Source organism: Actinoplanes sp. NPDC051494 (genome assembly GCF_044454705.1).
Classification (GTDB): Bacteria; Actinomycetota; Actinomycetes; order Mycobacteriales; family Micromonosporaceae; genus Actinoplanes.
This window is the reverse complement of the sequence record NZ_JBITDZ010000013.1, coordinates 174,235-201,222: the sequence shown is the minus strand read 5'-3', so window position 1 is coordinate 201,222 and position 26,988 is coordinate 174,235. Positions and strand designations below refer to the sequence as shown.

Below are 26,988 nucleotides of genomic sequence, written 5' to 3'. Positions count from 1 at the left end.
GGAACCATTATCACGCCCAATGTGGACATACTGCGGCGAATACTGCGTGATGCGGATTCACGTCATCATCTCGAAATGTCAGAGATCGTCGTCGCGGACGGCAAACCGCTCATTTGGGCCAGCCGGATCGCCGGGCACCCGCTGCCCGCCCGGGTGCCCGGCTCGGATCTGATCTGGAGCCTTTCCGCGGCGATGGCGGACGCCGGGCGCAGCGTCTACCTGCTCGGTGGTGAACCGGGCACGTCCGAACGCGCCGAGGAGGTGCTGCGGGAGCGGCTGCCGCACCTCAAGATCGCCGGCAACCTCAGCCCGGCGTTCGGTTTCGACACCCGTCCCGAGGAGTACGCGGAGGTCTGCGACGAGGTCGCCGGCGCCGCCCCGGACGTCGTCTTCGCCGGGTTCGGCTTCCCCAAGCAGGAGCGGGTGATCGAGCGCCTGCGCCCCCGCCTGCCCCGGACCTGGTTCATGGGCTGCGGCGCGGCCATCGGTTTCGTGGCCGGCGCGCACTCCCGCGCGCCCGGCTGGATGCAGGACACCGGCCTGGAGTGGGTCCACCGCCTCGCCATGGAACCCCGCCGCCTGATGCGCCGCTACCTCGTCGACGACGCGCCGTTCGCGGTGCGCCTGCTGGCCGGCAGCGCCCGCGAACGTCTCCGGGGCCGGTCCTGATGGGCCACCCGGACGTCTCGGTCGTCATCGTCTCCTACAACACCAAAGACCTGATCCAGCGCTGCCTGCGCACGCTGCTCGCGAGCCGGACCATGGACGTGCCGTTCGACGTCACGGTCGTCGACAACGCGTCGGCGGACGGGTCCGCCGACGCGATCGCCCGGGCCTTCCCCGAGGTACGCCTCATCCGGCTGGCCGAGAACGTGGGCTGGGGCCGGGCCGTCAACCGGGGTGCGGTGGCGAGCACGGGCGCGTACCTGCAACTGCTCAACCCCGACGCGGCCCCGGTCGGTCATCCGGTCGCCGAGCTCGCCCGGTTCGCCCGGCGGCACCCGGAACACCGCATCTACACCGCGCGGACCCTGCACGCGGACGGCACCGACGACATGTACTGCTGCTGGGGCCTGCCCAGTCTGCGCGGGTACGCGGCGTACGCGACCGGCCTGTCCGCGGCGTTCCCGGGCCGCGCCTGGGCCAACCCGGAGGGCCTGCCCGGCTACGACCGCCGCAGCGTCCGCGAGGTCCCGGCGGTGTCCGGCTGCTGCATGCTGGTCGACCGCGAGCTGTTCAACGAGCTCGGTGGCTTCGACCCGCGGTATTTCCTCTACAGCGACGACATCGACCTGTGCACCCGGGCCGCGGCTCTCGGCGCCCGTCCGGTCGTCGTCCCGGAGGCGGCCGTGGAGCACGTCGGCGGCGCCTCGTCGAGTTCCGAGGGGCAACGGATCAAGATCCTCAGGGGCAAGGCCACCTATGTACGGGGACACTGGTCGCGTCCGCGCGCCCGGCTCGCGCTCGGCCTGCTCAAGACCGGTGTGGGCCTGCGCGCGGCCGGGCGTGCCGTGCTGCGCCGCGGTGGTGTCGACTGGCCGGCGATCTGGCGCGAGCGGCATGTCTGGGCGGCCGGCTGGCCCGAGGTCGACGAGCCCCGCCCGCCCCGCACCGCGGTCCTGGACGCCACGTCCGCCTGAGCACGAGCCGCCCCGCCGGATCCGTCCGGCGGGGCGCTGTGCTGTCAGTAGGCGCCGGAGCTGCGGACCACCGCGCTGGCGGTGCGGGCCAGGATCGCGATGTCCATGGAGAGCGTCCAGTTCTCCACGTACGTCAGGTCGAGCCGGATCGACTCCTCCCAGGAGAGATCCGAGCGGCCGGACACCTGCCACAACCCGGTCAGGCCGGGTTTGACCACGAGGCGCCGCCGCATGTCGGCCGGGTACCCGGCCACCTCCTTGGCCAGTGGGGGCCGCGGGCCGACCAGCGACATGTCGCCCTTGAGCACGTTGACCAGCTGGGGCAGCTCGTCGAGCGAGAAGCGGCGCAACCAGCGGCCCACCGGGGTGACCCGGGGGTCCTTGCGCATCTTGAACAGCTCGCCGTCGGTGTCGTTGAGGTTGCGCAGCTCCTGCAGCCGGGCCTCGGCGTTCACCACCATGGTGCGGAACTTGTAGAGCACGAACAGCCGGCCGTCCTTGCCGACCCGTTCCTGCCGGAAGACGCTCGGGCCGCGCCCGCCCGGACCGAACATCACCGCCAGGGCCACGGCGGCCAGCACCGGCGCCGCCAGGGTCAGCAGCAGCAGCGCCCCGACCCGGTCGAAAGCGGCTTTGACCAGCCGGGAACTGCCCTTGAGCCGGGGGTGCTCGACATGCAGCATCGGCAGGCCCTCGACCGGGCGGATGGTGGTCCGGTCGCCGGCCACGTCGACCAGCGTGCTGGCCACGATCAGGTCGATGTCGTCACGTTCGAGCTGCCAGGCGAGCCGGCGCAGCGCCGCGCCGTCGATCTCCGGGCAGGACAGGACCACGACGGTGTCCGCGCCGGAGCGGCTCACCGCGGCGGCGACCCCGTCGAACGTGCCGTAGATGGGTGGCAGGGCCGCGCTGAGGCCGTCGGTGGTGGCGCTCGGCAGGCAGGCGCCGACGATGCCGAGGCCGTGGTGGCTCTCGTGGCGCAGCTGGCGGGTGGTGTCGGCCACCGCCCGGGCGTGCCCGACCAGGATGACCCGGTGCAGGCGGTCCCCGCGGGCCCAGGAGCGGTGCAGCATCCGCCGGAACAGGTACCGGGCGGTGACGTCGACGACGGTGGCCAGCGGAATCGCGATAATGACGTATCCACGGGCCAGCCGCAGATCGAACGCGAATGAGAAAATGGCCAGCGTCGCGGTCAGGCCGAGCCCGGAACGGAACACCCGGGCGTATTCGTCGGTGCCGACGAACAGGTGCCGCTGCTCGTACGCGCGGTTAATCGCCAGGGTGCCGGTCCAGGCCAGCGGGAATAGCAAGGTCAACAATAGGTATTCCTGCGGGAACAGCGGGATGTCGGACGAGCCGAATCGCAGGAAGAGGGCCGAGGCGGCGGCCACCAGACCGACCACCCAGTCGAGGAGGACCAGCCGCCTCGCGTACCTGCCGCGCCAGCCCGGATGGGGTGCGACGGCGCGGATCTGTTGTCCCCGTAGGGCGTTCACCTCCGGTTTGTCGTCGCTTAACCCGACGTCCCAACCCGGATCGATCGTCTGCACGCTCAGCCTCCGTCTTCGACTACGACCACCGGCGGCCCGCTCGCCCGGCGTTCGCCGGGCATGCCTATCGGTGCCGTGCTCAAGGGAATTCGGCCACCCGCGGGACCTCCTTGAAAGCATGGGTAATCGTTTGCCTTCCGCGCTACCCCCTTACGTTCCGCATGATTGGTGAATCGGAGGAGGCCGTTTACTGCAACGGGGCAAGGGTGGTCAGAACGGACTTATGTAATTCTCGGTGTACTGTGGACGGTAACGTGCCAGAAATGTTGCTCCGGAGGCAGTTCCATACGCCACCGCAGGGGTGTGGTCAATCGGCCGAACGGGAAGCGTGAATGTATTACATCCGACGGCTCGCGGCGGCGTACGCCGAGCACGCCGCGTGGTCGGGCAGCAGACCGGTCTCCCGTGCCCGGGCCAGCGACGGCGCCTGCTCGTCCTTCGTGGACAGCAGCGGGGTGTCGGTGGGCCACGCGATGCCGAGCTCCGGATCGAGCGGGTCGATGCCGTGCTCGTGCCCCGGGCGGTACGTGCTCGAGCACAGATAGGTCACCACGGCACCCTCGGTCAGCGCGCAGAACCCGTGCCCCAGCCCCTCGGCGAGGTACACGGCCCGCCGGTCGGTGTCGTCGAGCCGCACGCTGTCCCAGGTCCCGAACGTCGGCGAGCCGAGCCGCAGGTCCACCACCACGTCGAGGACCGCCCCCGACACGCAGGTGACGTACTTGGCCTGTCCCGGTGGCACGTCGGCGAAGTGGATGCCCCGGACGGCGCCGCGGGCCGAGACGGAGAGGTTGGCCTGGGCCAGGTCCAGCGGATGCCCCACGGCGGCGGCCAGCGCGTCGAAGCGGTACCACTCCAGGAACGTCCCCCGGGCGTCGCCGTGCTGGACCGGGGTGACCTCGAACGCGCCCTCGACGCTCAATGGACGGATCCTCATCGCGCACCGCCGAACCGGCCGGTCTCCAGCAGGCGTACGAGATAGTCGCCGTAACCGCTCTTCAGCAGCGGCCCGGCCAGCTCGCGCAGCTCGGTGTCGGAGACGAAGCCGAGCCGCCAGGCCGCCTCCTCGACGCAGCCGATCTTCAGGCCCTGGCGTTCCTCGATGACCCGGACGTACTCCGAGGCCTGGACCATCGACTGGAACGTGCCGGTGTCCAGCCACACGGTGCCCCGGTCCAGGACCGTCACGTCGAGGCGGCCGCGCCGGCGGTACTCCTCGTTCACCGCGGTGATCTCGAGCTCGCCGCGCGCGCTGGGCTCCAGCTTCTCGGCGATCCGGACCACGTCGGCGTCGTAGAAGTAGAGCCCGGGTACCACGTACGTCGACCGGGGGTGATCGGGTTTCTCCTCGATCGAGGTCACCTTGCCGTTCTCGTCGAAGTCCACCACGCCGTAGCGTTCGGGATCGGCGACCGGGTAGGCGAAGACACGACCGCCGGCCGGTTCCCGGAACCGGGCGAGCTGCCGGCCCAGGCCCACGCCGTGGAAGATGTTGTCGCCGAGGATCAGCGCGACCGGGTCGTCCCCGATGAAATCGGCGCCGATGGTGAACGCCTGCGCGATTCCCTCCGGTTTCGGCTGTTGCGCATACGTCAGGGCGAGACCGAAACGGCTGCCGTCGCCCAGCAGGCGCTGGAAATGGGGTTGATCATCGGGTGTCGTGATCACCAGGATCTCGCGGATCCCGGCGGACACCAATGTGGTCAGAGGGTAGTAGATCATCGGTTTGTCGAAGATCGGCATGAGCTGTTTGGACATGGCCATCGTGATCGGCCAGAGCCGGGAGCCGGTACCACCGGCGAGCAGGATTCCGCGCACCCGGAAAGACTATGGAGATCAGGTGGTGCGGGTACACTCGCCAGCCGTGCAGATTTTAGTGACCGGCGGTGCCGGTTTTATCGGATCGGCCTATGTCAGAGCGGTGCTGAACGGCGATTATGCAGGAGCGGCCGGTTCCTCGGTGACGGTCCTCGACTCGTTGTCCTATTCGGGCAATCGAGCCAATCTGCCACTGACGGATACCCGACTGCGTTTTGTTCACGGTGATATAACGGATTCCGGGCTGCTCCGTGATCTGTTGCCCGGGCATGACGCCATTGTCCACTTTGCCGCCGAGTCGCATGTGGACCGGTCGATCGAGGGTGCGCTCCCGTTCGTCACCACCAACGTGCTCGGCACCCAGCTGTTGCTGGACGCGGCCCGGGACGCGGGCGTCGGGCGCTTCGTGCACGTCTCCACCGACGAGGTCTACGGCTCGATCGCCGAGGGTTCGTGGACCGAGACCTGGCCGCTGTCGCCGAACTCGCCGTACGCCGCCTCCAAGGCCGGTTCCGACCTGCTGGCCCTGGCCGCCCACCGCACCCACGGTATGGACGTCGTCGTCACCCGCTGTTCCAATAACTACGGCCCGCACCAGTTCCCGGAGAAGCTGATCCCGCTGTTCGTCACCAACCTGCTCGACGGTGAGCCGGTGCCGCTGTACGGCGACGGCGGGAACATCCGCGACTGGCTGCACGTCGCCGACCACTGCCGCGGCATCCAGCTCGCCCTGGAGAAGGGCCGGCCCGGCGAGGTCTACCACATCGGTGGCGGCACCGAGCTCACCAACCACGACCTGACCGGCCGGCTGCTCGAGGCCTGCGGCGCGGACTGGGACATGGTGGTCCCGGTCGCCGACCGCAAGGGCCACGACCGCCGCTACTCGCTCGACATCACCAAGATCAGCGAGGAACTCGGGTACGCGCCACGGATCGGCCTGGCCGACGGCCTCGCGTCCACCGTCGCCTGGTACCGCGACCACCGGGACTGGTGGGAGCCGCTCAAGGCCCGGGGCGGCGCCTGATGCGCTGGCTGGTCACCGGCGCCGGCGGCATGCTCGGCCGGGACCTGTGCGCGGTCCTGGCCGAGGTGGGGGAGGCCGACGTGGTCGCCGCGACCCGGGCCGATCTCGACATCACCGACCCCGCGGCGGTCCGGGCCGCGGTCACCGGTGCCGACGTCGTGCTCAACACCGCCGGGTGGACCGACGTGGACGGAGCCGAGAGTGACGAGCGGGCCGCGACCGCGATCAACGGTGACGCTGTGCGAACCCTCGCCGCCGCGGCCGGGCCCCGCCTGATCCATTTCTCCACGGACTACGTCTTCGACGGTGCCGCCACCACCCCCTACCGCGAGGACGCGGTGCCGGCGCCGCTCAACGCGTACGGTCGCGGTAAAGCCCTGGGCGAACGCGCCGTGCTCGCGTCCGGGGGATCGGTCGTGCGCACGGCCTGGCTGTACGGCGCCCACGGCCCCAACTTCGTGCGCACCATGCTGCGGCTGGCCGGCGAACGTCCCACCCTCGATGTCGTCGACGACCAGGTGGGCCCGCCCACCTGGTCCTACGCGCTCGCCAGACAGGTGGTCGCGATGGCCGGGGCGCGACCCGCACCCGGCGTCTACCACGGCACCGCGGCGGGCTCCACCACCTGGCACGGCCTGGCCCGGGCGGTCTTCACCGAGGCGGGCCTCGACCCGGCCCGGATCCGCCCCACCACCAGCGACCGGTTCCCGAGGCCGGCCCGGCGCCCGGCCTACAGCGTCCTGGGCCACGACGCCTGGTCCGGCACCGGCGTGGACCCCCTCCCGCACTGGCGCACGATGCTCACCGACGCGCTGCCGGTGCTGCGCTGAGCACACGGGAACGCCGCCCGGGTGCAGGTACCCGGGCGGCGTTCGGCGAGCGGTGAACGATCAGGCGAGACCGTTCTCGGTCAGGAAGGCCTTGGCCACCGACGCGGTGTCCTGCTTGTCGACCTGCACCTTGGCGAGGTACGTCGTGAGGTTCTCGGTCGTCAGCTTCGCCGACACCGCGTTGAGCGCACCGGAGACGGTCGGGTTGTTCGCCTCGGAACGGATCAGCGGGATGATGTTCTCCGCGAGGTACAGGTTCTTCGGGTCCTCGAGGACGACCAGCTTGTTGGTGGTGATCCCGGAGTCGGTGGAGAAGATGTTGCCGACCTGGATGTTGCCGTCCACGAGGGCCTTCATCGTCAGCGGGCCACCGGCGTCCAGCGGCTTGAACTCCTTGAACTTCACGCCGTACACCGCTTCGAGGCCCTTCAGGCCCTGGTAGCGCTCGGCCCATTCCGGGCCGGCGCCGATGACGAGCTGGCCGGCGACCGGCTTGAGGTCGTCGATGGTCTTCAGGTTGTGCTTGGTGGCCGTCTCCTGGGTGACGGTCAGCGTGTCCTTGTCCTCGGCCGCGGCCTGCTCCAGCACCTCGGTGCCGGTCGGCAGGACCTTCTTCAGCGCCGCGAGCACGTCCTCCGGGCTGCTGACGCCCTCCGGCGCCCCGCCGGTCTGCAGCGCGGAGAGCAGCGCGCCGTTGTACTCCGGCAGCAGGTCGATCGAGCCGTCCTGCAGCGCCTTCAGGTATAGCTCACGGGCGCCGATGTTGAACGTCCGCTTGACCGTGACCTTCTTGGCCTCGAGGGCCTGGGCGTAGATCTCGGCGAGCAGCTCGCTCTCGGCGAAGTTCGCCGAGCCGATGGTGACCGTCGAGCTGGACGAACCGCTGTCGTCGTCGGCCAGCGGGTCGCTGTCGGCGCCGCACGCGGTCAGGGCCAAGGTGAGAGCGAGACCGGCGACAGCTGCGCCGGCCATACGGATGCGTGACATGAGTGGGACCTTTCAGTTGGCGGACTGGCGCGGCCGGGACGTCCGGCCGCTCAGCCCAGGGGAGACGATCCAGCGCTGAGCGAGCGCGAGGACCAGGTCGAGGGTGACGGCCAGCAGCGCGACGACGATGGCGCCGGCCAGCACCCGGGAGTAGTCGTTGACGGCCAGACCGTCGATCAGCAACCGGCCGAGCCCGCCGAGACCGACCGCGGCCGCCACCGTCGCGGTCGCGACCACCTGCAGCATCGCGCTGCGGAAGCCGCTCATCAGCACCGGCAGGGCCATCGGGAACTCGACGCGGGTCAGCACCTGCCAGGGACGCATGCCCATGCCCTCGGCGGCGTCGACCACCCGGCGGTCCAGGCTGCGCATCCCGGCGTACGCCGAGGTCAGGATCGGCGGGACGACCAGGACGGTCAGCGCGATGAGCACCGGCAGCAGGCCCAGGCCGAGCAGCGTGACCATCAGCATCAGCAGGCCCAGCGTGGGCAGCGACCGCCCGGCGTTGCCGGCGTTGATGGCGATGAACGAACCGCGCCCGGTGTGCCCGATGTACAACCCGACCGGCAGCGCGATCGCGGTGCCGATGAGCAGCGCCAGCACCGAGTAACCCAGGTGCGAGAGCAGCAACTGGGGGAACCCGCCCGGCGTGGACAGACCCCAGTGCTCCGGGTCGAACAGATAGGAGAGGTTCACACGCGGCTCCATGGGGTGAGAACGCGCTGGACCAGCACGATCACGAGGTCGGCCACGGCCGCGAGCAGGACGGACAGGATGATGCCGACGATGATGGGCTCGAGGTAGAACAGCTGGAACCCACGGGTGAACAGCTGGCCGAGCCCGCCGACGCCGATCAGCGCGCCGACGCTCACCAGGCTGATGTTGGCGACCGTCGCGGCCCGCAGCCCGGCGAGGATCACCGGCAGGGCGACGGGCAGCTCGACGTCGGTGAGCCGCTTGAACCGGCGGTAGCCCATCGCGGTGGCCGCCTGGGCGATCAACGGGTCGACCGAGCGCAGCCCGTCGGCGACGGTGCGGGCGAGCAGCGCGACCGTGTAGATGGACAGCGCCACCACGATGTTGATCGGTGACAGGACCTTCGTGCCGAGGACCACCGGCAGGAACACGAACAGCGCGAGCGACGGGATCGAGTACAGCACGCCGCACACGTTGACCAGCGGATGGTAGAACCGCGGGAACCGTACGCCGAGGTAGCCGATCGGCAGCGCCGCGGCGAAGCCGATGACCACCGGGAGCAGCGCCAGGAACATGTGCTGGCGCAGTGCGGCCAGGATGGTGTCGGTGTTGTTGTTCAGATAATTGATCATCGCGAGCGCCGGGCCGCCAGGTGGTCGACGAGGTCGTGGTGGCGCACCAGACCGTCGGCGGCACCGTCGGGGCCGACCCGCACCGCGATCCCGACCGGCGAGGTGATCGCCAGGTCGGTGACCACCCGCAGCGAGTCCGCCCGGGTGAACGTGCCCGCGGTGTCCTCGGTGCCGTCCGCGGTCTTCCAGCCCACCGGGCGCCCGGCCGCGTCCAGCACCAGCTCGGGGCCGCCCGCGTCGGTCACCGGGCGCACCGGCAGGTCGTCGGCGGTGTCGAACGAGAGGCTGCGCAGACCGCGGTCACGGCCCACGAACTCGGCGACGAACTCGTCGGCGGGGTGCTCCAGGAGCTCCCGGGGGGTGCCGATCTGGGCCAGCCGGCCGCCCTGGCGCAGGATCACGACCACGTCACCGAGCTTGATCGCCTCGTCGATGTCATGGGTCACCATCACGATAGTCTTGCCCAGCTCCTGCTGCAGGCGCAGGAACTCGCGGTGCAGCCCCTCGCGCACCACCGGGTCGACGGCGCTGAACGGCTCGTCCATCAGCATGACCGGCGGGTCCGCGGCCAGTGCCCGGGCCACGCCGACCCGCTGCTGCTGGCCACCGGAGAGCTGGGCGGGGTATCGCCCGGCGAACTCGGCGGACAGCCCGACCCGCTCCAGCAGCCCGGCGGCGGCCGCCCGGGCCTGCTTCTTCGACTGCCCGAGCAGCATCGGCACGGTCGCGACGTTGTCCAGCACGGTCCGGTGCGGGAACAGCCCGGCGCTCTGGATGACGTAGCCGATACTGCGCCTGAGCAGGGCCTCGTCCTGTTGCGCCACGTCCTTCCCGTCGATCAGCACCCGCCCCGACGAGGGGCTCACCATGCGATTGATCATGCGCAGCGACGTGGTCTTACCGCACCCGGAGGGCCCCACGAGGACCGTCGTCTTGCCGGTGGGCAGTTCCAGGGAAAGATGATCCACTGCCGTACTGCCGCCGGGATAGATCTTGACGACGTCCTCAAAAGTGATCATGGTGCTCCTGGCATCAGCTGGCGGCCTCCTGAATATCGCTATTCATACTTCAGGTGTAGTGAATAAGGTGTCAACGGCCTGCTCCAGCCCGTTATCAGATCTTCGTGAGTGTCCGTGGTCACCCCCGGACGGGAGGTGTGGTGAAGTGAGCGTGCCGGTACCGTTTCTACCCCACCGGCGGGCAGGCCGCTGACTCGACACGGACAATCGGCCGCGTCCACGAGGTCCGCGACCCGGCCCCGGCAGCCCGTTCCTGGAGGCGACATGGTGGTCCGGCTCGACGGGCGCTCCCTCACGATCAACGATCTCATCGGCGTGGCCTCGGGGCGCGCGGACCTCTCGGTGGACCCGGCCGCGCTCGACCTGATCGGGGAGCGGCACGGGCTGCTCCAGGCGGCCCGGGCCCGGGGCGCCGTCTACGGGGCCAACACCGGTGTCGGGGCGAACCGGCACGAGCAGTCCGGCTCGGACGGCGACCACGGGCTGCGGTTGCTGCGCAGCCACTGCGCCGCCGCCGGCCCGGTCGAGGACGACGTGACCGCGCGGGCCGCGATGACGGTCCGCCTCAACCAGATCCTCGCGGGCGGATCCGGCATCTCCCGCCGGGTCGCGGAGGCGCTGGCCGAGGCCCTGCGGGTCGGCGCGGTGCCCACACTGCACTCCTGGGGCGCCATCGGTACGGCCGATCTGGCCCCCCTGGCCGAGCTGGGCCTGACCCTGGCGGGGGAGCGGCCGTGGCGCTCCGGGCACGGCCCGGTCACCACGATCGACGCCACCGACGCGCTCCCGATGATCAGCTCCAGCGCGCTGACCGTGGCCACCGCCTCCCTCGCGTTCGACCGGGTCCAGACCCAGCTGCGGGCGTCCGCGGTGGTGGCGGCGCTCACGTTCCTCGCGCTGCGCGGCAACCCCGGTGCCTATGACGCCGCCGTGCACCAGGCCCGGGCCCATCCCGGTCAGGTCGAGGTGGCGGCGCTGCTGCGCGGGCTGGTGGCCGGGTGCGGGTCACCGGCCCGGATCCAGGACCCGTTCGGCCTGCGGGTGCTGCCGCAGGTGACCGCGCCGGCGGTGCAGGCGGCGGTGGCACTGCACGACGTGCTGGTCGCCGAGCTGAACGCGGCCGTCGAGAATCCCCTGGTCACCGACGGTGGCATCCGTCATCACGGGCAGTTCCACACCGCGACGCTGGCGTCCGGCCTCGACGCGGTCCGTGGCACGTTCCTGCCGGTCCTGTCGCTGTCGGTGGCGCGTCTCGGCCTGCTCATGCGCCCGGACCTGACCGGGCTGCGGGCGTTCCTGGCCGACGGGCCGGCGGGCAGCTCCGGCCTGATGATCGTCGAGTACGTGGTCCAGGACGTGCTGACCGAGATCCGGGTCGGCATGCAGCCCACCGCGGCCGGCACGCTGAGCATCTCGCTGGGCCTGGAGGAGCACGCCAGCTTCGCCACCCAGGGCGCCCGCGCGCTGCGGACGATGGCCGACTACGCGCCGACCCTGCTCGGCGCCGAGCTGGTGGCGGCCGTCCGGGCGCTGCGGATGGCCCCGGGCCGGCTCCCGGACGGCCCGGCCAAGCGGGCGTTCGACGTCGCCGACGAGGCACTGGACCCGATCTCCGACGACCGGCCGCTGGGCGAGGACCTCGCCCGGGCCGCGGAGCTGCTGCCGGTGCTGGCCCTTATCCGCTGATCGGCCTCAGCTCGTCGGCGTAGCTCACCGACCGGCGGCGCAGCACCCCGGCGTCGCTGATCGAATACTGGCCCATCCGCCACAACGGCGGCGAGTACGCGTGCAGCGAGACCGATCCGTCGACGGCCCCGCCCATCCGGTGGATGTGGTCCGGGCCGAACCCGAACTCCCGCCCGGCCGGCACGATCCGGGTCGCCGGTTCACCACCCATCCGCGGGGTGGCCTCGGTGACCGCGCCCCGGGTCACCGCCACCGCCCCGGAGGAGGTGTCGTGGTCGTGCCAGCCGGTGTCGTCCTGCACGTTCCAGCACAGCACCCAGACGTCGATGTCGCTGTCGCGGTACAGCGAGGCGTAGTGCCGCCCGCCGGTGTCGTGCCGGACCAGCCGCTCCCACAGCTCGGGCCGGGCGGCCAGCGCGGCGACCCAGCGCCGCAGCTCCTGCGGATCGAGAACCCGGCCGGGCAGCTCGGGCAGCGACGCGGGGTCGGTGACCGCCACGGTGTCGCTCGTCATCGGGGCTCTCCAGTCAGCATGTGGCGGGGGTTGGCGGTGAACAGGGCGTGCGAGAACGCCGCGCCGAGCCCGGGATCGAACGGTTCCGCGTACGGCCGGTCGGACCCGTGCACGATCGGGTCGACACCGACGACCCGGACCAGCGCGTCGATCGCCCGCGCGCCGTACGACGAGGTCTCGTAGTAGACGTACGGGTCGAGCGGGCCGAGCGCGCCCCCGCGGGCGGCCAGGCGCTCGTGGTGCAGCGGGGCCAGGCCGGCCAGCGCCACGAACGCGATCCGCAACCGGGGGTGCTGCCGCCGTCCGGCGATGTGCCAGGCCAGCCACGCCTGGTGCAGCTGGGCGACGTAGGGCACCATCGCCGGCCACCACCCGGGCAGGTCCGGGGCGCATTCCGGCGCGGGCCCGGGGTGCACCAGCACCGGCTTCCCGGCGCGTTCGGCCTCGTCGAGCAGGGGTGCCACGCATTCGAGACCGGCCGGGTCGAGCATGGCGGTCGCGGGCATCTGCAGCCCCACGACGCGCTCCTCGGCCAGCAGTTCGGCCAGGCCGTCGGCGTCGTGCCCGCTCACCGACGCGGCGGCCCACACCCGGAACGGGTCACCCAGCTCCAGGGCGCTCTCGTGCCAGATCCCCAGCAGATCCCGACCCTCGTACGCGGGCAGGTGCTCGATCCCCAGCGGGCTCGACAGTGACACGAGGACCTGCTCACGCCCCTCGGCAAGCTCGCGGGCCCGGCGGGTCCCGACGTCATGGGCGCCCGGATCCACCGCGTAGGGCGCTTCCCCGGGCAGGTAGAGCGTCCATTCCCGCAGGTAGGGATAGGTTTTCCGGCGGCGCAGGGCCTCGACGAACGGGGCCGGCCACAGGTGCTGGTGGCAGTCGAACAGCACGTCTCCCCTTCCGTCGTCTGCGTAGAGTGAAGCGCTTCCCCCCTCGCAAGCGCAAGCTGATCTCAAGTACCGGACGGGTGACTGCGGTGTTACCCTCGGCCGGTGCCACGCCAGCAACGCCGGACACTGCAGGATCTGGCCTCCGCCGCCGGGCTCTCCCTGGCCGCCACGTCCTACGCCTTACGTGGCAAACGCGGCTCGCCCGCCACCATCGACAAGGTCCGCCGGCTCGCCGACGAGCTCGGCTACACCGTCGACCCGATCGCCCGGGCGCTGGCCAGTGGTCGTACCGGAACCGTCGGGGTGAGCGGCTCCCTGCGCGACCTCTGGCAGCAGGACCTCTCGGTGCTGATCACCCGCGCCCTGCGGGAGCAGGGCCGGTACGCGACGATCGCGGACGCGGACGCCGACCCGGCCCAGGAACACCTCATCGTGGAACAGTTCGCCGCGATGCGCGTCGACGCCGCGCTGGTCTCCCCGGTCGACCCGTCCGCGAACTACTGGCGGCTGCTCGGCCCGGAGACCGCGGTCGTGTCCATCGGTGACGCGCTGACCTCCCGCCCGGCCTCCGGCAGCGTCCTTTTCGACAACCGGCACGGCGTGGCGACCGCGCTCGGTCACCTCGCCGGTCTGGGACACCGCCGCATCGGCCTGCTCGCCCCCGCGCTGCCCTCGACCCCCGGCCGGCCCGCCCAGCTGCTGGCCGCGCAGATCGCCGCCGGACTCGGTGTCGACCTCGTCGTGGTCTCCGCGCCGGCGGCCACCGCGGACGCGGTCGAGGTGGCCACGGCCATGCTCACCGGCACCGACCGGCCGACCGGCATCTTCTGCCTGAGCGACTCGCTGGCGTTCGCCGTGTACCGCGCGGCCCGCACCGAGGGCCTGCGCATCCCGGACGACCTGTCGGTGGTCGGCTACGACGATCACCAGCTGGCCGTGCTGGTCGACCCCGGCCTGACCACGCTCGCCTGGGACGAGGACGCGATCGTCGAGGCCGCCGTCGGTCAGCTCGCCGGCCTCCCGGACGGCCCGGCCCCCACCCCGCCGCTGTTCCGCCCGGAGCTGGTCATCCGCGGGTCGACGAGCGCGGCCATCCACCGCTGAGCAGCTCGATGATCCGGTCCAGGTCGCGGCCGAACGGCCGGTCGCCGGTGCCGGCGGGCAGCACCGCGGCAACCTCGGCGACCGCGTCCAGCGCGTCGGTGGCCAGGCTCCCCGGCGTGCCGCCCAGCCGCAGCGCCTGGTGCAGGGCCAGCAGCTCGCAGGCCAGGACGTCGCGCAGCCCGGCCACCGCCTCACCGGCGCACTCGGCCGCCTCGAACCCGAAACTCTGCACGTCCTCCTGACCCAGCGACGTCTCCATCGCGCCGACCAGCGCCGGCAGCGCGAACCGCCGCAGCCGGTGCGTCACACCGACCGCCCGTTTGTGCACCGCCACCATGCCGGCGTGCACCCCCGGCGAGTCGGACAGCTGCCGGGTCAGCCCGGTCACCGCCGGGTCCAGCAACCGGTGCAGCCGAGCGGTCCCCACCTCGGCCAGGTGGATCAGCGCGGTGGTCAGCGCGCCGAGCGCCGCGGTCAGGTCGGTGCCGGCGAACCCCGAGGTGCCGACGAACCGGCCCCCCAGGTACGCCGGCGAGTCGGTCACCGCCCCGAGCGCCCGGTCCACCGCGTCGTCGAGCGCGCCGGCCGCCCGCAGCACCACGGCCAGCGCCGGAGCCGTCACCCGGAACGAGACCGGCGCCTGCAACGCGTGGGTGGTGTCGTCCCCGATCAGTTCGTGGGTGGTGGCCAGCACCGACCGCAGCTCGTCGCTGTCGGCAAGATCCGGGTGCAGCGGATCGCGGCTCGCCCGCACCACGGCATGCGCCACCGCCGACGTGAGCAGAACCTGCTCCACCAGCACCCGGGCGTCGGCACCGGCGAGGATCGCAAGACCGGTCAGGCCGGGCACCCCCTCCAGGAACGCGACCCCCTCCTTGGCCCCGAACGTACGAGGCCCGATCCCCGCCGCAGCCAGCACCACCCCAGCGTCGAGCACACCACCCGCCGTCCCGGCGCCGAGCACACCACCCGCCTGCCTGGCGTCGAGCACGCCACCCGCCTGCCTGGCGTCGAGCACGCCACCCGCCGGCTTGCCGTCGTGCGCTTCACCCGTCGGTCCGGCATCGAGCGCGTTGCCCGTCGGCCTGGCGTCGCTCGCCGGGCCGAGCACCTGCCCGGTGCCGAGCAGGACCGCACCCGTGTGCGCCAGCGGGATGATCTCCCCGGCCGCACCCCCGCCCCGGGCCGGGACCGCCGGGACGACATCGGCGTCCAGCAGGTCGATCAGCCGCTGACACAGCCCGGGGGAGACCCCGGCCGCCGGATCCAGCAACGTCCGCAACCGCACCGCGAGCAGCGCCCGCGCCTCGTCGCGCCGCAGCCACGGCGCCGACCCCACCGCCCGCCCGGTCATCAGGGTGTCCTGGTGGCGGGCCCGGGCCGCGGCATCCAGGCGGACCCCGGCGAGCGCCCCCATCCCGGTGTTCACCCCGTAGACCGGCTGGTCCCCGTCCAGCGCTGCGAGCACCGCCTGCCGGTTCGCGGCCAGTTCCGCCACGAGCTCCGGATCGAGCGTGACCCGGATGTCGCCGCGGGCCAGCCTCAGGATCACGGCCCGGTCGAGCTGCCCGGCGCGGCCGATCACCACCGGCCCGCCGTTCCTGGCCGCTGGGTCGCTCATCGGTATCGCAGCATGGTGCCCACCTCGGCGGCCTCGGCCCGGGTGAGGATCAGATGCGCCAGCGCCACGTCCAGGATCGACAGCCCGCGATGCCAGAACAGGATCCGCTCGTCCGGACTCTCGCGCCCGGGCTTCGCCCCGCTGACGATCTCACCGATCTGCGCGTACACCGTGTCCTCACTCAGCCGCCCGCTGTCGACATGCGCCCGCAACGCCCCGAAGCGCCCGGACCGCGACTCCCGCCAGTCGTCGACGACCACCTTGTCCATGACATCGAGCAGATCAAGTTCAACGGCACTGATCGTCCCGTACGGGACCACGAACGCACCGGCCTTGACCGCGGCCGTCTTCAGCAGCGGGAACGGCTCCTCCAACCGGGAAGCCTCCACGAGGATGTCGGCATCCGCGTAAGCCTCGTCAGCGGTGGCAACCGCCCGGACCGGCGTGTCGGTGACCTTGCGCAGCCGCTCCGCGAACGCCTCCCGCGACTCCGGCCGCCGGCTGGTCACCCGGATCTCCTCCAGGGGGAACAGACTGTCCAGCATCGTGACGTTGGAGAACGCGGTGCCCCGGGCCCCGACATGCCCCAGCACCCGCGAGTCGGCCCGGGCCAGGTACTTGGCCCCGACCGCGGTCATCGCCCCGGTCCGCACCTCGGTGATCAACGTGGCATCCATGATCGCCAGCGGCACCCCGGTCTGCGGGTCATAAACGGTCATCAGGGCAAGCTCACTGGGCAACCCGACCTGATAGTTGCCGACAAAGTCGCCGACCACCTTGACCCCGCTGAGCCCCCGTTCCCCCAGTGTCCCCACATGCCCCCGAAGGACATTGAAGTGCCCGGCCCCACCGTTGTCCGGCACCAGATGAGTCCGAGGCTCAAAAACAGTCCGCCCCATCCCATGAGCCCCAACAACATCCTCAACCGCCGAGATCACCTCCCCGGCCCCGATCCCCAGCCCATCAACGTCACCCCCGGAAAGAAACCGAAGCCAGATCGCCCGCTCACCAGGACCGCCGCCAACACTCATGCCCAGAACGATATAACCGGCTCACCCCACCCCCGCCCCCGTCACCCAACACCCCACCCACCCACCCACCCACCCACCCAAGCCCGAGCCCACCCACCGGGTCATCGCACCCCAAACCCAAACCCCGACCCGCCGCACCCGCACAGCCCGCAAACTCCCGGCCCGGCCCGGCCCGGCCCGGCTCGGCTTGGCCCGGCTCGGCTCGGCTTGGCCCGGCTCGGCTTGGCCCGGCTTGGCGGAGCGGGCCCGCGTTCCCGAGAGCCCGGAGCGGCGGTGCAAACCCATCCAGATCGGATACGCAGAGGAAGCGGCAGCCGCGTCTCCCGGGCCTCCGCCTGGCGAGTCACCAGAAACCGCGGCCGAAGCGCCGAGACCGGTGGCGGTCTACGTCGCGACGCAGCTCGAAGTCGAGGCACATCCCCGCGCCGCGCCGGTGCGTACGCTCCGTGCGACAAGTCCAGCCGGCTCAGGCAAGTCCGGCCCGGCGCTTGACGCCGAACCTGGCCAAGACCGGACTTCGTCCCCCGAATCGCAGCCAGCGACGTGCTGGTCAGAGGCGCCACCAATGCAACTGGTGACGCCGCCATCGATGCTGCGATCGGTAGTGCTGTCGTCGCTGCCGCCGGTATCGCTGCTGTCACCGCCACCGGTGCTGCACTCGCTGCCGCCGGTTTCGTCGCCATCTCTCGGCTTTTCGGTTCAACCGCCGTTGCTGTCACCGCAGGCCTCGGCTCCGCAGCTGTCACCGCCCGGGTTGCCGGCAGGTTGGACCTCTCTGCCGGCACTGGGGCCGAGGATGCGGATCGGGACCAGGTTCGAGGCGCGGCCGGGCGTTGCGGGACGGACCGTGCTGGAAGGGGCTGTGGCGGGGAGATCGACTCGAGGGCCTTCACCAAGGCCTCCCGCAGGGCCTCGATCGCTCCGTCCACGTAGGCATCGCCACGCACGGGGCGCAACTCGTTCATGCGTGCGACGTGGAGGCGGAACTTCCCCCAGGCGCGTAGTTCGGCGTGTGTCCGGCGGAATTCTTCGCGCTCGGCTGAATATTTGCGCGACCTGGTCCGGTCGCGCATTTGCGCGACCTTTTCCTTGGTGAACATCTGCAACTGCCCCACGGGGAAATTGTCCCTCGTCTAACTCGTATCGCCCAGTCGGATCGGCGACCGTTTTTCATACTGTGAAAATGACCGATTCCCGCTATGGTGGGCAGGATCACTGACGCATTTCCGACAATGATCGGCACTAATCAGCAGGTCGAGCGGGGTAGCGTTGGATGCAGGATCCGGTGGCGCCATCGAGATTCGAGTCATTGCCAGTGCTTATGAAATCGCGGGATAATGCTGATGCAGTGCCAGATTTGTGAATGGCGATAAATGCGTGGCCTTTAGGATGACAGCTCCGCGGGGTTCTGTTGAGGTTTTTGGTCAGGCTGCAAAACGTGTGCGGCACCAGCGGGCAATGCGGAACGCGGCGCCGCCGGTGAACAGCAGGTCTGTTTCAGCTCCGGCCTTGGCGCCGGTCACCGGGGGCCAGTGGGTGATGGTGCCTCCAGCAGCCGAGATGTTGACCGGGTATATCTCGTAGGCTGCCGGGTCGATTTCGGTGAGTGCCGCCATGGGCGGGTCATCCGCCGCCATCGCCGCAGAGGGCGAGGGGGGCAGGATCGGTGCGCTTACTCCACGAAACGGACTTCCATCTGTGGATGTGCGTGTGTGATCACCGTCCACTTGCGATGGCTCATTTCCGGCCACCTGGTCCACCTTCCTCAGCCCTCAGTGTGTCCAGGGGGTGCGTTTGGTTGCCCGGGCCGCCGAATTAAGATTGATTTCAGGTTGTTTTGCCTGCTCAGGGTGTAGGTGGTTAGAGTCGCCGCGACGTGGAAGCGCTTCCACGCCGCCGCCCCACCCCCATTCGACGGAGCTCCCTGATGCGCAGAGTGAAACTCAAACTCCTCGTGGCCGGCGTGGTCGTCGCCGCGGCCTCGGCGGTGGCGTTGATCGCCATGCCGGCTTCCGCGGAGACCGCCGCGTTCACCGTGACGAACTCGTGGAACACCGGATACCAGGCGAGCGTGGTCGTCAAGAACGACACGTCCTCGAAGATCGACACGTGGAAGGTGGAGCTCACGCTGCCCGCCGGTACCTCGGTGGTCAACTCCTGGAACGCGACGCAGACGACGTCCGGCAGCACGTACACGTTCACCCCGGCCGGCTGGAACGCCGTGGTCGCCTCCGGTGCCTCGGCCGAGTTCGGCATGATCGTCACCGGTACCGGGCGGCCCACCAGCTGTAAGGTGAACGGGTCCGCGTGCGGTGTCGCCACCGCGCCGACCTCGGCCGCGACCACGACGCCGCCCACCACGGTGCCGACGACGGCCCCCACCACCAAGCCCGCCGCATCGGTCACCCCGACCACCGCGAAGCCCTCCTCGGCGTCGCCGTCACCGTCGCGGACGACCGCGCCGACGACCGCGCCCACCAGCAAGCCCGCCACCACGGGCACGCCTGTCGGCATCAACGGTCAGCTGCGGGTCTGTGGCGTCAACCTCTGCAATCAGTACGACAAACCGATCCAGTTGCGTGGCATGAGCACGCACGGTCTGCAGTGGTTCGCCAACTGCTACACCAACGCCTCGCTGGACGCGCTGGCCACCGACTGGCAGGCGGACCTGTTCCGGATCGCCATGTACGTGCAGGAGGGCGGCTACGAGACGAACCCGTCCGGCTTCACGACCCAGGTCAACAACCTGGTCGACATGGCCGAGGCCCGCGGGATGTACGCGCTGATCGACTTCCACACCCTGACGCCCGGCGACCCGAACTACAACCTGGACCGGGCCAAGACGTTCTTCGCCGCTGTCTCCGCCCGTAACGCCGCCAAGAAGAACGTGATCTACGAGATCGCCAACGAGCCCAACGGGGTGAGCTGGAGCGGGATCAAGAGCTACGCCGAGCAGGTCATCCCGATCATCCGGGCCAACGACCCGGACGCGGTGGTCATCGTCGGCACGCGCGGCTGGTCGTCGCTGGGCGTCTCGGACGGCTCCGGTTCCAGCGAGGTCATCGCCAACCCGGTCAAGGCCACCAACATCATGTACGCGTTCCACTTCTACGCGGCGTCCCACAAGGACAACTACCGTTCCGAGCTGGAGAAGGCGTCCGCTTCGCTGCCGATGTTCGTGTCCGAGTTCGGCACGGTGGACGCGAGTGGCGGCGGATCGGTCGACACCGCCAGCAGCACGGCCTGGCTGGACCTGCTCGACCGGAAGAAGATCTCGTACGCGAACTGGACCTTCTCGGACGCCGGCGAGGGCAGTGCCGCGTTCAAGTCCGGGACATGTGCGAGCGGGACGTTCACCGGCTCCGGTGTGCTTTCCGAGTCCGGCACGCTGCTGCGTAACCGGATCCGGACCGCGGACAACTTCCCGACCAACTGATCCCGTCCCGGGGGTGCCGGTGGACCGCGAGGTTTCACCGGCACCGCCCATGGAGAGAGAGGGTGCCGTGATCATCGCCCTGCTGCTGGATCTCGCCAACATCGTCGGCGGTTTCCTGCTCGCCATCAGCCTCCTGCAACGCCTGCCCAGGGTCGGCGACGACCTCGCCCGCGGCGCCGGGAAGATCGCGGCGTTCGGCTGGATCGTCGGCATCGTCGCCCTGGTCGCGGGCGGCTACTACCTGCTGGTCCACTTGACCGAGGGCCCCCGGGTCTTCCACTTCGAGATCGTCGGCATCCTGGTCGGTGTGGCCCTGCTCTGGGACCGCTTGACCGGGCGCCAGAAGAAGGAGCCCGGAGGAACCGGTGTAGCTCTGCTGCTCGCCGTCTTCGGCCTGATCGCCATCATCGTGGGCCTCCAGGGCCTCGTAACCCCGGACTGACCGCGCCGCCGCACGGTCCGTCCTCCAGACCGGCCGCACCGCACCGCCGTTCCCCTCACGGCCCCGCGGTGCGGCCGGTCGCCGTTTGCCCGGCGGACCTGCGGCCAGCCCCGGCCCGCCCGAGTCGATAGTGGATCACCCCAGGGAGCGCGCGGGTCCGGGCCGGCCGGGCGCGACCATGCAGCAGCCCGGCATCGCCGATGTCCCGGCGTTCGTAGCCGGGCAGACCCTTCCGGTTCGCCCAGGCGGCGCGGCGTGGGAAGGCCGCTGACCGGCCGGTCGGGGGGAACTCACCGCATGCCGGGCAACATGCCCGAAAAGCCGCTCGAAGGCGTTCCAGGCTCGGCCCAGCCGTGACGTCGCTGGTCCAGACCTGTCCGTTCGAGACAGCCGTCCGGGGCGCTGCCACAAGCGGCGTGGCCGGTCCGATCAGCCCGGTCCCATCAGCCCGGTCCGTCCGAGGCCACGCCGGTCCAGCCCGGGCTGGACCGGTCCAGCCCGGTCCAGCCCGGTCCAGCCCGGTCCAGCCCGGTCCAGCCCGGTCCAGCCCGGTCCAGCCCAGCCCAGCCCAGCCCAGCCCAGCCCAGCCCAGCCCAGCCCGGTCCGGTCCGGTCCGGTCCAGCCGAGACGTCGCTGGGTCGACCAGGTTGTCGTCAGACCCGTCAGACCCGTCAGACCCGCCCAGCCAGCCCAGCCAGCCAGCCAGCCCAGCCAGCCCAGCCAGCCAGCCAGCCCAGCCAGCCAGCCCAGCCAGCCCGGCCAGCCCAGCCAGCCAGCCCGGCCAGCCCGGCCAGCCCGGCCAGCCCGGCCAGCCCAGCCAGCCCGGCCAGCCCGGCCGGACCAGTCTGGCGGGCTGGACCAGTCGGACTAACCAGACCAGTCGGGCGGGCCGGGGGCGGCGCGGGTGGGTAGGCGGGCTGGGGCGTTACCAGGTCAGGCGGGTTGCCGTCAGGCCTCCGTCTACGTCCAGGGTGGCGCCGTTGATTCCGGCGGCTGCGTCGGAGGCGACGAAGGCTACGAGAGCTGCCACTTCCTCGGGCTTGACCGGAACTCCGGCCGGGGTGGATTTGGCCTGTGCCTCGACCATGTCCTGGGCGAACTCGTTTCCCGGGGTCAGGGTGATGCCCGGCGCCACCGTGTTGACGCGGACCCCGCTCGGTCCGTATTCCGCTGCCCAGGTTCGGGTGTACTGCTCGATCGCGGCCTTCGTCGCTGTGTAGCCGGCTCCGGTGGGCACGCCGACCCGGGACATCCAGGATCCGATGTTAATGATGATGCCGTAGCCGCGCCGGGCCATGGCCGGGGCGAGGTCGGCGACCAGGACGTGCGGGGCGCGGACGTTGATGGCCAGCATGCGGTCCAGGTCGGCGTCGGGCAGGTCGGCGGTCGGCATGACCGGGTAGATGCCGGCGTTGTTGACCAGGATGTCCACCCGGCCGCTGAGTGCTTCGCGGGCGGCGGCGGTGAAGGATCGCAGGTCGGCGAAGGTGCCGGCGAGGTCGGCCGGGATGAAGATGCCACCGATCTCCTCGGCCAGGGCGGTGCCGCGGGGCACGTCACGGCCGGTGACGACGACGGTGGTGCCGGTGGCGGCCAGGGCGCGGGCGGTGGCCGCGCCGATGCCGCTGGTGGAACCGGTGACCACGGCGGTGCGAGGTGTGTTTGTCATGGGCTCAGCTTGCGTCCGGTGGCGGCCGGCAGCCTGGTCCTGTTCTGCCTGGGCACGACAGGACCAGGCTGCCGGCGGATCCTCGTGCCAACCTTGATGCAGGGCGGCGGGATCAGTCGGTGGAGGGGGTGATGGGCTGCCATGGAAGAGGGCTGGAAAGGACCATCGTGCTGGAGGGAGTGCCATATCCACCCAGGCGGTCGACGACCTTCTCGAAGGACTCTATGGAGGCTGCGGCCACCTTGAGCATGCTGCAGGCGTCGCCGGTGACTCGGTTGATCTCGAGGACCTCGGGCCAGGTGGCGACGTCCTTGTCGCGTAGCACGCAGGCCGGGCCGTAGCAGGACATCCTGATCAGGGCGACCACCGTGCGGCCGGCTTTGGCCAGGTCCACGTGGGCGTGGTATCCGGTCACCACTCCGGTCTCCTCGAGACGGCGGACCCGCTCGGCGACCGCGGGCGGGGACAGGTGCACCCGTCGGGACAGTTCGCTGTAGGAGAGGCGCGCGTCGGCCTGCAGCTCCCGCAGCAGGGCCCAATCCATCGCATCCATGACGCCAACCTCTCCGACTCGACGACCCCCGGTCGGCGACTTTCCGAATGGAAACCGATGTGGCGAATCTAGCTCTCGATCAACTGAACCCGGTGCCGAGGACCGTCGGATCGGCATTCCGGGTACGGGTCTCCCAGCGGGATCATGGGGACATGCAGACGAGCGACACCGTTGTCATCCGGTCGACGACCGCCGGGGAACGCGACGAGCGGGCGGCGGGCAACAGCGGGAGCCCGACGCTGGAGTTCGGGCGGCACGTTCCGTACGAGGCGTATGTGCGTACCGATGTCCTGCACTCGCTGCAGCGAACGCTGAGTGACGATCCCGGGGAGATGTCGTTCCTGGTCGTGAGCCAGATCATGGAGTTGTACTTCAAACTGGTCCGGCACGAGTTGTTGCAAGCCCGCGACCATGTCCGGGCTGACCGGGTATGGCCCGCGTTGGCCCCGCTGCGCCGGGCTGTGCTTCATCTGGAGGGGCTGAACGCCGCGTGGCAGACGCTGAGCTGGATGACGCCGGCCGACTTCAACCGGTTCCGGGACCTGCTCGGTGAGGGGTCCGGGTTCCAGTCGGCGATGTACCGGCACCTGGAGTTCCTGCTCGGGCTGAAGAACCCGGCGCTGATCCGGCCGTTCCGGGGTGGTCCGGCGTTCGACGAGCTGACCGCGCTGCTGCACGAGCCGAGCCTGTGGGACGAAGTGATCGCGCTGCTCGACCGGGAGGGACACGACATCGCGGCGGAGGTGCTCAAGCGGGATGTCTCCGGGGAGTACGAGCCGGACTCGTCGGTGGCCGGGGCGTGGGTGCTGGTCTACCGGGATGCCGGGCCGGACAATCACCTGCGGTTGCTCGGTGAGGCGTTGACCGAGGTCTCCGACCGTTTCGGTGACTGGCGCTACCTGCATCTCAAAGCGGTGCACCGGACCATGGGCGCCAAGACCGGGTCCGGTGGGTCGAACGGGCTGGCCTGGTTGCAGCGCAGCATGAGCCGCACGGTGTTCCCGGAGCTCTGGACCGCGCGGACCGAGATGTAGGGGAAGCTCTCAGCCGGCCGACGACGAGGTGCGGGGCTCCACGGGCGTGGTCGGCTCGGTCGGCGGGGTGGTGGTTTCCTCGGGATCGGGGTCCGTCGTCGGCTCTTCGGTGTGGGTCGGCGTCGGGCTGGAGTCGGGGGTCTGCGACGGCGGCTCGGCCGGCGGTGACGAGGTGTGCGTGACCGGCGGCGTGCTCGGGGTGCGGCTGGGCGTCGGCGACGTCGGTGACGTCGTGGTTGGTGGGGACGTCGACGGGCGCCGGGTCGGTGGTGTTGTCGTGGGTGACGTGGTGGGTCTGCGGCCGGCCACGGGTGGCCGGGTGTCGGCGATCCGGTGGACCGTGCCCGGGTCGTCGTCCCACCACGGCTCGGTGGTCGTCGTCGAGGGGGACGGTGACGCCGGCGGGGAGACGGTGGGCCCGGGGGTCCGCTGGACCTGCGGGGGTGGGATCACCCCGTCGACGGCGGCGTCCGCCTGCCGGCCGCTGGGCGTCGCGGCGCCATTGGCCAGCTGGACCCCGAGGATGCTCGCGATCGCGGTGACAACCGCCACCGAGGCCATCGCGGCCGCGCGGCGACGAGAGCGGACCGGCCCATGGAGGGAACCAGTCGGTCCGCCGATCGAGCTGGTCTGGCCGCCGATCGAGCTGGTCTGGCCGCCGAGGGGGCTGGTCGGGCCGCTGACGGAACCCGCCGTGCCGCCGTGGGAGCTAACCGTGCCGCGGAGCGAACGGACCGGGCTGCGAAGGGAGAAGCCCGGGCTGCGAGGAGAAGAGGTCGGGCCGCCGAGGGAAGCGGTCGGGCTGCTGAGGGAAGAGCCCTGCCCGCCGAGGGAAGCGGCCGGGCTGCCGAGGGTGGAGGCCGGGCTGCCGAGGGTGGAGGCCGGGCTGCCGAGGGTGGAGGCCGGGCCGCGGGGAGAAGAGGCCGGGCTGCGGCGGGAGAAGGCCGGGCTGCCGAGGGTGGAGGCCGGGCTGCGGCGGGAAGAGGTGAGGCCGCGGAGGGAGAAGGCCGGGGTGGGGGAGGGCTGGGCCGCGAGGGACACCGTGCGGGCGACCTGGGGGCGCACCGTCGGGGTGCGGCCGGCTGCTCGCCGGAGTACCTCGGCCGCTGCGGACGCGGTGGGGCGGCGTGTGGGGTCCTCGGCGATGCAGGAGTCGTAGAGCCGGATGACCTCGCGGGGGAGCCCGGCGATGCGGGGCAGGCGGGGGGCCTGGCGCTGGTGGCGGGTGGCGAGGATCTCCCCGACGCTCTGGCCGGGCCAGGCGGGGCGGCCGGTGAGGCATTCGAACAGCAGCAGGCCGAGGGAGTAGACGTCGGCGGCGGGGAACGTGGGTTCGCCGCGGAGCTGTTCCGGTGCGAGGCTGGCCGGGGTGCCCCAGAGCTGGCCCTGGGTGTCGAGACTGTTCTGGCCCGCGGCGGCGGCGATGCCGAAATCGAGGACCTTCACGCCGGCCGGGGTGAGCATCACGTTGCGGGGCTTCACGTCGCGGTGCACGAAGTTGCGTTCGTGGGCGGCGGCCAGGGCGGCGGCGGTGTCCGCGCAGATGGCGGCGGCCCGTGGCCAGGCGAAGGCGCCTTCGCGGGCGACGTGGTCGGCGAGGGTGTCGCCGTCGAGGAACTCCATGACGAGGAACGGCACCCGTTCGTTGCCCTCGGTGGCCTCGCCGTAGTCGTAGACCCGGGCGACGTTCGGGTGGTTGAGGCCGGCGGCGGTCTGGGCCTCGCGCAGCACCTCCCGCGCGGGCTCGGTGTCCGCCGACCGGTACGGCGAGAAGAGCTTGATGGCCACCCGGCGCTTCAGGGTCCGGTCGTAGCCCCGGTGCACGACGGCACTGCCACCACGCCCGACGGCTTCTTCCACCCGGTAGCGCCCCGCGAGCAGTCGCACCCGTGACTCTCCTGACCGTCGTCATCCCGGGGCGGTGCCGATATCACGTCCCGCGGATGAGTCGGATCCTACCGGACCGGCACCGGTATTGAGAACCCCGGAACATTACTCTGCGTGATCGGCGCGCGCCGTGGTGACCACCTTTCCCCGGTTGGAATCGGGGAAACGGTCCAGCATGGCGCGTACCTCGGTGGCGGTGGTGTTCGCTCCGAAGAGTTCGGTGCCGGGTTCCATCCGCACACCCTCCGCGAGCGGGCCCGCGACGACCGGGTCGAAGCCGAGGGCGTCGACGAGTGCGGAGACCGCGGCGATGTCGGCGGGGTCGTCCCCGGCGATGGCGATCGCCTTGCGGTCGGGTGTGCCGGTGGGCCGGGCGCCGCCCTCGAGGTCGTGGTAACCCATGTGGTTGAACGCCTTGACGATGCGTGACTCCGGCAGGAAGGCCTGCACGATCTCACTGGACGAGGTCAGCGGGTCGGTGAGGTCGGCCCGGATCCCGTCGACCTCCCACCAGTAGTTCATCGCGTCGACGACGAGTTTGCCGCGCAGTGCCGCCTCGGGGACGGTGGTGTGCTTGCCGAGCGGGAGTGCGAGCACGACGATGTCGGCCCGCTCGGCGGCCTCGGCGCCGGTGACCGCGCTCGCGCCGGGGGTGACCACCTCGATGATGAGCGCGATCCGGGACGGGTCCCCGGAGCCGGCGACGAGGACTTCGTAGCCCGCGGCGACCGCGAGCCGGGCGAGGGCGGTGCCGACTTTGCCGGCGCCGAGGATGCCGATGGTGGTCATCCGGCAAGCCTATGACGCTTACCGTGCGTGACGATACTGACCGGCTTCGGACAGCGGTCGCCCGGACGTTCATAGGCCATTCATAGATAGACATGTTTCAATCTGTGCTCGCTCTCACGAGGAGGAGTAATCG

Annotated in this window: 25 protein-coding genes; 9 read left to right on the top strand and 16 right to left on the bottom strand. The window is 70.9% G+C overall.

What is annotated here, in order from left to right; genetic code table 11:
• Nucleotides 1–75 precede the first annotated feature (75 nt).
• Together ACIA6A_RS35210 and ACIA6A_RS35205 are read left to right on the top strand one after the other, a co-directional pair.
• Nucleotides 76–669 carry a WecB/TagA/CpsF family glycosyltransferase gene (locus tag ACIA6A_RS35210; RefSeq protein ID WP_396102326.1) on the top strand — a complete coding sequence of 198 codons (594 nt, stop codon included), beginning with the start codon at nucleotides 76–78 and terminating at the stop codon, nucleotides 667–669.
• Nucleotides 669–1,640: a glycosyltransferase family 2 protein gene (locus ACIA6A_RS35205; RefSeq protein WP_396102325.1), complete on the top strand. Its 972-nt coding sequence runs from the start codon at nucleotides 669–671 to the stop codon at nucleotides 1,638–1,640. Before ACIA6A_RS35210 ends, ACIA6A_RS35205 begins: the two co-directional genes overlap by 1 nt.
• Nucleotides 1,641–1,684: 44 nt before the next feature.
• On the opposite strand, the gene ACIA6A_RS35200 is transcribed toward ACIA6A_RS35205, so the two are convergent.
• The 3 genes from ACIA6A_RS35200 to rfbA form a co-directional block, all read right to left on the bottom strand.
• A complete protein-coding gene (locus tag ACIA6A_RS35200; protein ID WP_396102323.1) occupies nucleotides 1,685–3,190 on the bottom strand; it encodes a sugar transferase in 1,506 nt (501 codons plus the stop codon).
• 337 nt (nucleotides 3,191–3,527) lie between these two features.
• On the bottom strand, nucleotides 3,528–4,127 hold the full coding sequence (locus ACIA6A_RS35195) for a dTDP-4-dehydrorhamnose 3,5-epimerase family protein (protein ID WP_396102322.1): 600 nt from the start codon (nucleotides 4,125–4,127) through the stop codon (nucleotides 3,528–3,530).
• The gene (rfbA, locus tag ACIA6A_RS35190; RefSeq protein ID WP_396102320.1) at nucleotides 4,124–5,008 is read right to left on the bottom strand and encodes a glucose-1-phosphate thymidylyltransferase RfbA; all 885 of its coding nucleotides are present in this window, start codon (nucleotides 5,006–5,008) and stop codon (nucleotides 4,124–4,126) included. The genes ACIA6A_RS35195 and rfbA overlap by 4 nt, the downstream gene beginning before the upstream one ends.
• 46 nt (nucleotides 5,009–5,054) lie before the next feature.
• Here rfbA and rfbB point away from each other — a divergent pair, with 46 nt between their 5' ends.
• Both rfbB and rfbD read left to right on the top strand, forming a co-directional pair.
• Complete coding sequence (rfbB, locus tag ACIA6A_RS35185; RefSeq protein ID WP_396102319.1) at nucleotides 5,055–6,032, top strand: dTDP-glucose 4,6-dehydratase; 978 nt, start codon at nucleotides 5,055–5,057, stop codon at nucleotides 6,030–6,032.
• On the top strand, nucleotides 6,032–6,862 hold the full coding sequence (gene rfbD, locus ACIA6A_RS35180; RefSeq protein WP_396102318.1) for a dTDP-4-dehydrorhamnose reductase: 831 nt from the start codon (nucleotides 6,032–6,034) through the stop codon (nucleotides 6,860–6,862). Before rfbB ends, rfbD begins: the two co-directional genes overlap by 1 nt.
• A 60-nt stretch (nucleotides 6,863–6,922) precedes the next feature.
• On the opposite strand, the gene ACIA6A_RS35175 is transcribed toward rfbD, so the two are convergent.
• From ACIA6A_RS35175 to ACIA6A_RS35160, 4 genes are read right to left on the bottom strand one after another with little or no spacing between them, the layout of a single operon-like run.
• Complete coding sequence (locus ACIA6A_RS35175) at nucleotides 6,923–7,849, bottom strand: ABC transporter substrate-binding protein (RefSeq protein WP_396102317.1); 927 nt, start codon at nucleotides 7,847–7,849, stop codon at nucleotides 6,923–6,925.
• 12 nt (nucleotides 7,850–7,861) lie between these two features.
• The gene (locus ACIA6A_RS35170) at nucleotides 7,862–8,545 is read right to left on the bottom strand and encodes an ABC transporter permease (RefSeq protein ID WP_396102316.1); all 684 of its coding nucleotides are present in this window, start codon (nucleotides 8,543–8,545) and stop codon (nucleotides 7,862–7,864) included.
• Nucleotides 8,542–9,177, bottom strand: coding sequence for an ABC transporter permease (locus ACIA6A_RS35165; protein WP_396102315.1), 636 nt, complete (start codon nucleotides 9,175–9,177; stop codon nucleotides 8,542–8,544). Before ACIA6A_RS35165 ends, ACIA6A_RS35170 begins: the two co-directional genes overlap by 4 nt.
• Nucleotides 9,174–10,196 (bottom strand): ABC transporter ATP-binding protein, encoded by a 1,023-nt coding sequence (locus ACIA6A_RS35160; RefSeq protein ID WP_396102314.1) that lies wholly within the window; start codon nucleotides 10,194–10,196, stop codon nucleotides 9,174–9,176. Before ACIA6A_RS35160 ends, ACIA6A_RS35165 begins: the two co-directional genes overlap by 4 nt.
• Nucleotides 10,197–10,460: 264 nt before the next feature.
• Here ACIA6A_RS35160 and ACIA6A_RS35155 point away from each other — a divergent pair, with 264 nt between their 5' ends.
• Nucleotides 10,461–11,882: an aromatic amino acid lyase gene (locus ACIA6A_RS35155; RefSeq protein ID WP_396102313.1), complete on the top strand. Its 1,422-nt coding sequence runs from the start codon at nucleotides 10,461–10,463 to the stop codon at nucleotides 11,880–11,882.
• On the opposite strand, the gene ACIA6A_RS35150 is transcribed toward ACIA6A_RS35155, so the two are convergent.
• Nucleotides 11,872–12,396 carry a cysteine dioxygenase gene (locus ACIA6A_RS35150; protein ID WP_396102312.1) on the bottom strand — a complete coding sequence of 175 codons (525 nt, stop codon included), beginning with the start codon at nucleotides 12,394–12,396 and terminating at the stop codon, nucleotides 11,872–11,874. The two genes, ACIA6A_RS35155 and ACIA6A_RS35150, sit on opposite strands and share 11 nt — an antisense overlap.
• Nucleotides 12,393–13,289: an amidohydrolase family protein gene (locus tag ACIA6A_RS35145; RefSeq protein ID WP_396102311.1), complete on the bottom strand. Its 897-nt coding sequence runs from the start codon at nucleotides 13,287–13,289 to the stop codon at nucleotides 12,393–12,395. The genes ACIA6A_RS35150 and ACIA6A_RS35145 overlap by 4 nt, the downstream gene beginning before the upstream one ends.
• A 102-nt stretch (nucleotides 13,290–13,391) precedes the next feature.
• On the opposite strand from ACIA6A_RS35145, the gene ACIA6A_RS35140 reads away from it, so the two are divergent.
• A complete protein-coding gene (locus tag ACIA6A_RS35140; RefSeq protein ID WP_396102310.1) occupies nucleotides 13,392–14,393 on the top strand; it encodes a LacI family DNA-binding transcriptional regulator in 1,002 nt (333 codons plus the stop codon).
• Here the strand turns inward: ACIA6A_RS35140 and ACIA6A_RS35135 are convergent.
• The 3 genes from ACIA6A_RS35135 to ACIA6A_RS35125 form a co-directional block, all read right to left on the bottom strand.
• On the bottom strand, nucleotides 14,356–16,014 hold the full coding sequence (locus ACIA6A_RS35135) for an aromatic amino acid lyase (protein WP_396102309.1): 1,659 nt from the start codon (nucleotides 16,012–16,014) through the stop codon (nucleotides 14,356–14,358). The genes ACIA6A_RS35140 and ACIA6A_RS35135 overlap by 38 nt on opposite strands.
• The gene (locus tag ACIA6A_RS35130) at nucleotides 16,011–17,045 is read right to left on the bottom strand and encodes an ornithine cyclodeaminase family protein (protein ID WP_396102308.1); all 1,035 of its coding nucleotides are present in this window, start codon (nucleotides 17,043–17,045) and stop codon (nucleotides 16,011–16,013) included. The genes ACIA6A_RS35135 and ACIA6A_RS35130 overlap by 4 nt, the downstream gene beginning before the upstream one ends.
• A gap of 1,424 nt (nucleotides 17,046–18,469) precedes the next feature.
• Nucleotides 18,470–18,661 (bottom strand): hypothetical protein, encoded by a 192-nt coding sequence (locus tag ACIA6A_RS35125; protein ID WP_396102307.1) that lies wholly within the window; start codon nucleotides 18,659–18,661, stop codon nucleotides 18,470–18,472.
• Between the two features lie 311 nt (nucleotides 18,662–18,972).
• Here ACIA6A_RS35125 and ACIA6A_RS35120 point away from each other — a divergent pair, with 311 nt between their 5' ends.
• Nucleotides 18,973–20,481, top strand: coding sequence for a cellulase family glycosylhydrolase (locus ACIA6A_RS35120; protein WP_396102306.1), 1,509 nt, complete (start codon nucleotides 18,973–18,975; stop codon nucleotides 20,479–20,481).
• Between the two features lie 67 nt (nucleotides 20,482–20,548).
• Nucleotides 20,549–20,923, top strand: a complete 375-nt coding sequence (locus ACIA6A_RS35115; protein WP_396102305.1) for a hypothetical protein — start codon at nucleotides 20,549–20,551, stop codon at nucleotides 20,921–20,923.
• 925 nt (nucleotides 20,924–21,848) lie between these two features.
• On the opposite strand, the gene ACIA6A_RS35110 is transcribed toward ACIA6A_RS35115, so the two are convergent.
• A complete protein-coding gene (locus ACIA6A_RS35110) occupies nucleotides 21,849–22,592 on the bottom strand; it encodes an SDR family NAD(P)-dependent oxidoreductase (protein ID WP_396102304.1) in 744 nt (247 codons plus the stop codon).
• 112 nt (nucleotides 22,593–22,704) lie between these two features.
• Nucleotides 22,705–23,145 carry an Lrp/AsnC family transcriptional regulator gene (locus ACIA6A_RS35105; protein ID WP_396102303.1) on the bottom strand — a complete coding sequence of 147 codons (441 nt, stop codon included), beginning with the start codon at nucleotides 23,143–23,145 and terminating at the stop codon, nucleotides 22,705–22,707.
• Between the two features lie 152 nt (nucleotides 23,146–23,297).
• On the opposite strand from ACIA6A_RS35105, the gene ACIA6A_RS35100 reads away from it, so the two are divergent.
• A complete protein-coding gene (locus ACIA6A_RS35100; RefSeq protein WP_396102302.1) occupies nucleotides 23,298–24,179 on the top strand; it encodes a tryptophan 2,3-dioxygenase in 882 nt (293 codons plus the stop codon).
• Between the two features lie 9 nt (nucleotides 24,180–24,188).
• Here the strand turns inward: ACIA6A_RS35100 and ACIA6A_RS35095 are convergent, their stop codons facing one another.
• Both ACIA6A_RS35095 and ACIA6A_RS35090 read right to left on the bottom strand, forming a co-directional pair.
• A complete protein-coding gene (locus ACIA6A_RS35095; protein ID WP_396102301.1) occupies nucleotides 24,189–26,066 on the bottom strand; it encodes a protein kinase in 1,878 nt (625 codons plus the stop codon).
• A 105-nt stretch (nucleotides 26,067–26,171) separates the two neighbouring features.
• The gene (locus ACIA6A_RS35090) at nucleotides 26,172–26,855 is read right to left on the bottom strand and encodes an NADPH-dependent F420 reductase (RefSeq protein WP_396102300.1); all 684 of its coding nucleotides are present in this window, start codon (nucleotides 26,853–26,855) and stop codon (nucleotides 26,172–26,174) included.
• Nucleotides 26,856–26,988 lie beyond the last annotated feature (133 nt).

Coding starts and splice junctions, on each gene's coding strand:
- ACIA6A_RS35125 (WP_396102307.1), bottom strand. CDS start 18,661: ATGGCGGCACTCACCGAAATCGACCCGGCAGCCTACGAGATATACCCG.
- ACIA6A_RS35100 (WP_396102302.1), top strand. CDS start 23,298: ATGCAGACGAGCGACACCGTTGTCATCCGGTCGACGACCGCCGGGGAA.
- rfbD (WP_396102318.1), top strand. CDS start 6,032: ATGCGCTGGCTGGTCACCGGCGCCGGCGGCATGCTCGGCCGGGACCTG.
- ACIA6A_RS35165 (WP_396102315.1), bottom strand. CDS start 9,177: ATGATCAATTATCTGAACAACAACACCGACACCATCCTGGCCGCACTG.
- ACIA6A_RS35130 (WP_396102308.1), bottom strand. CDS start 17,045: ATGAGTGTTGGCGGCGGTCCTGGTGAGCGGGCGATCTGGCTTCGGTTT.
- ACIA6A_RS35155 (WP_396102313.1), top strand. CDS start 10,461: ATGGTGGTCCGGCTCGACGGGCGCTCCCTCACGATCAACGATCTCATC.
- ACIA6A_RS35105 (WP_396102303.1), bottom strand. CDS start 23,145: ATGGATGCGATGGATTGGGCCCTGCTGCGGGAGCTGCAGGCCGACGCG.
- ACIA6A_RS35210 (WP_396102326.1), top strand. CDS start 76: ATGTCAGAGATCGTCGTCGCGGACGGCAAACCGCTCATTTGGGCCAGC.
- ACIA6A_RS35150 (WP_396102312.1), bottom strand. CDS start 12,396: ATGACGAGCGACACCGTGGCGGTCACCGACCCCGCGTCGCTGCCCGAG.
- ACIA6A_RS35205 (WP_396102325.1), top strand. CDS start 669: ATGGGCCACCCGGACGTCTCGGTCGTCATCGTCTCCTACAACACCAAA.
- ACIA6A_RS35195 (WP_396102322.1), bottom strand. CDS start 4,127: ATGAGGATCCGTCCATTGAGCGTCGAGGGCGCGTTCGAGGTCACCCCG.
- ACIA6A_RS35135 (WP_396102309.1), bottom strand. CDS start 16,014: ATGAGCGACCCAGCGGCCAGGAACGGCGGGCCGGTGGTGATCGGCCGC.
- ACIA6A_RS35175 (WP_396102317.1), bottom strand. CDS start 7,849: ATGTCACGCATCCGTATGGCCGGCGCAGCTGTCGCCGGTCTCGCTCTC.
- ACIA6A_RS35120 (WP_396102306.1), top strand. CDS start 18,973: ATGCGCAGAGTGAAACTCAAACTCCTCGTGGCCGGCGTGGTCGTCGCC.
- ACIA6A_RS35090 (WP_396102300.1), bottom strand. CDS start 26,855: ATGACCACCATCGGCATCCTCGGCGCCGGCAAAGTCGGCACCGCCCTC.
- ACIA6A_RS35160 (WP_396102314.1), bottom strand. CDS start 10,196: ATGATCACTTTTGAGGACGTCGTCAAGATCTATCCCGGCGGCAGTACG.
- ACIA6A_RS35110 (WP_396102304.1), bottom strand. CDS start 22,592: ATGACAAACACACCTCGCACCGCCGTGGTCACCGGTTCCACCAGCGGC.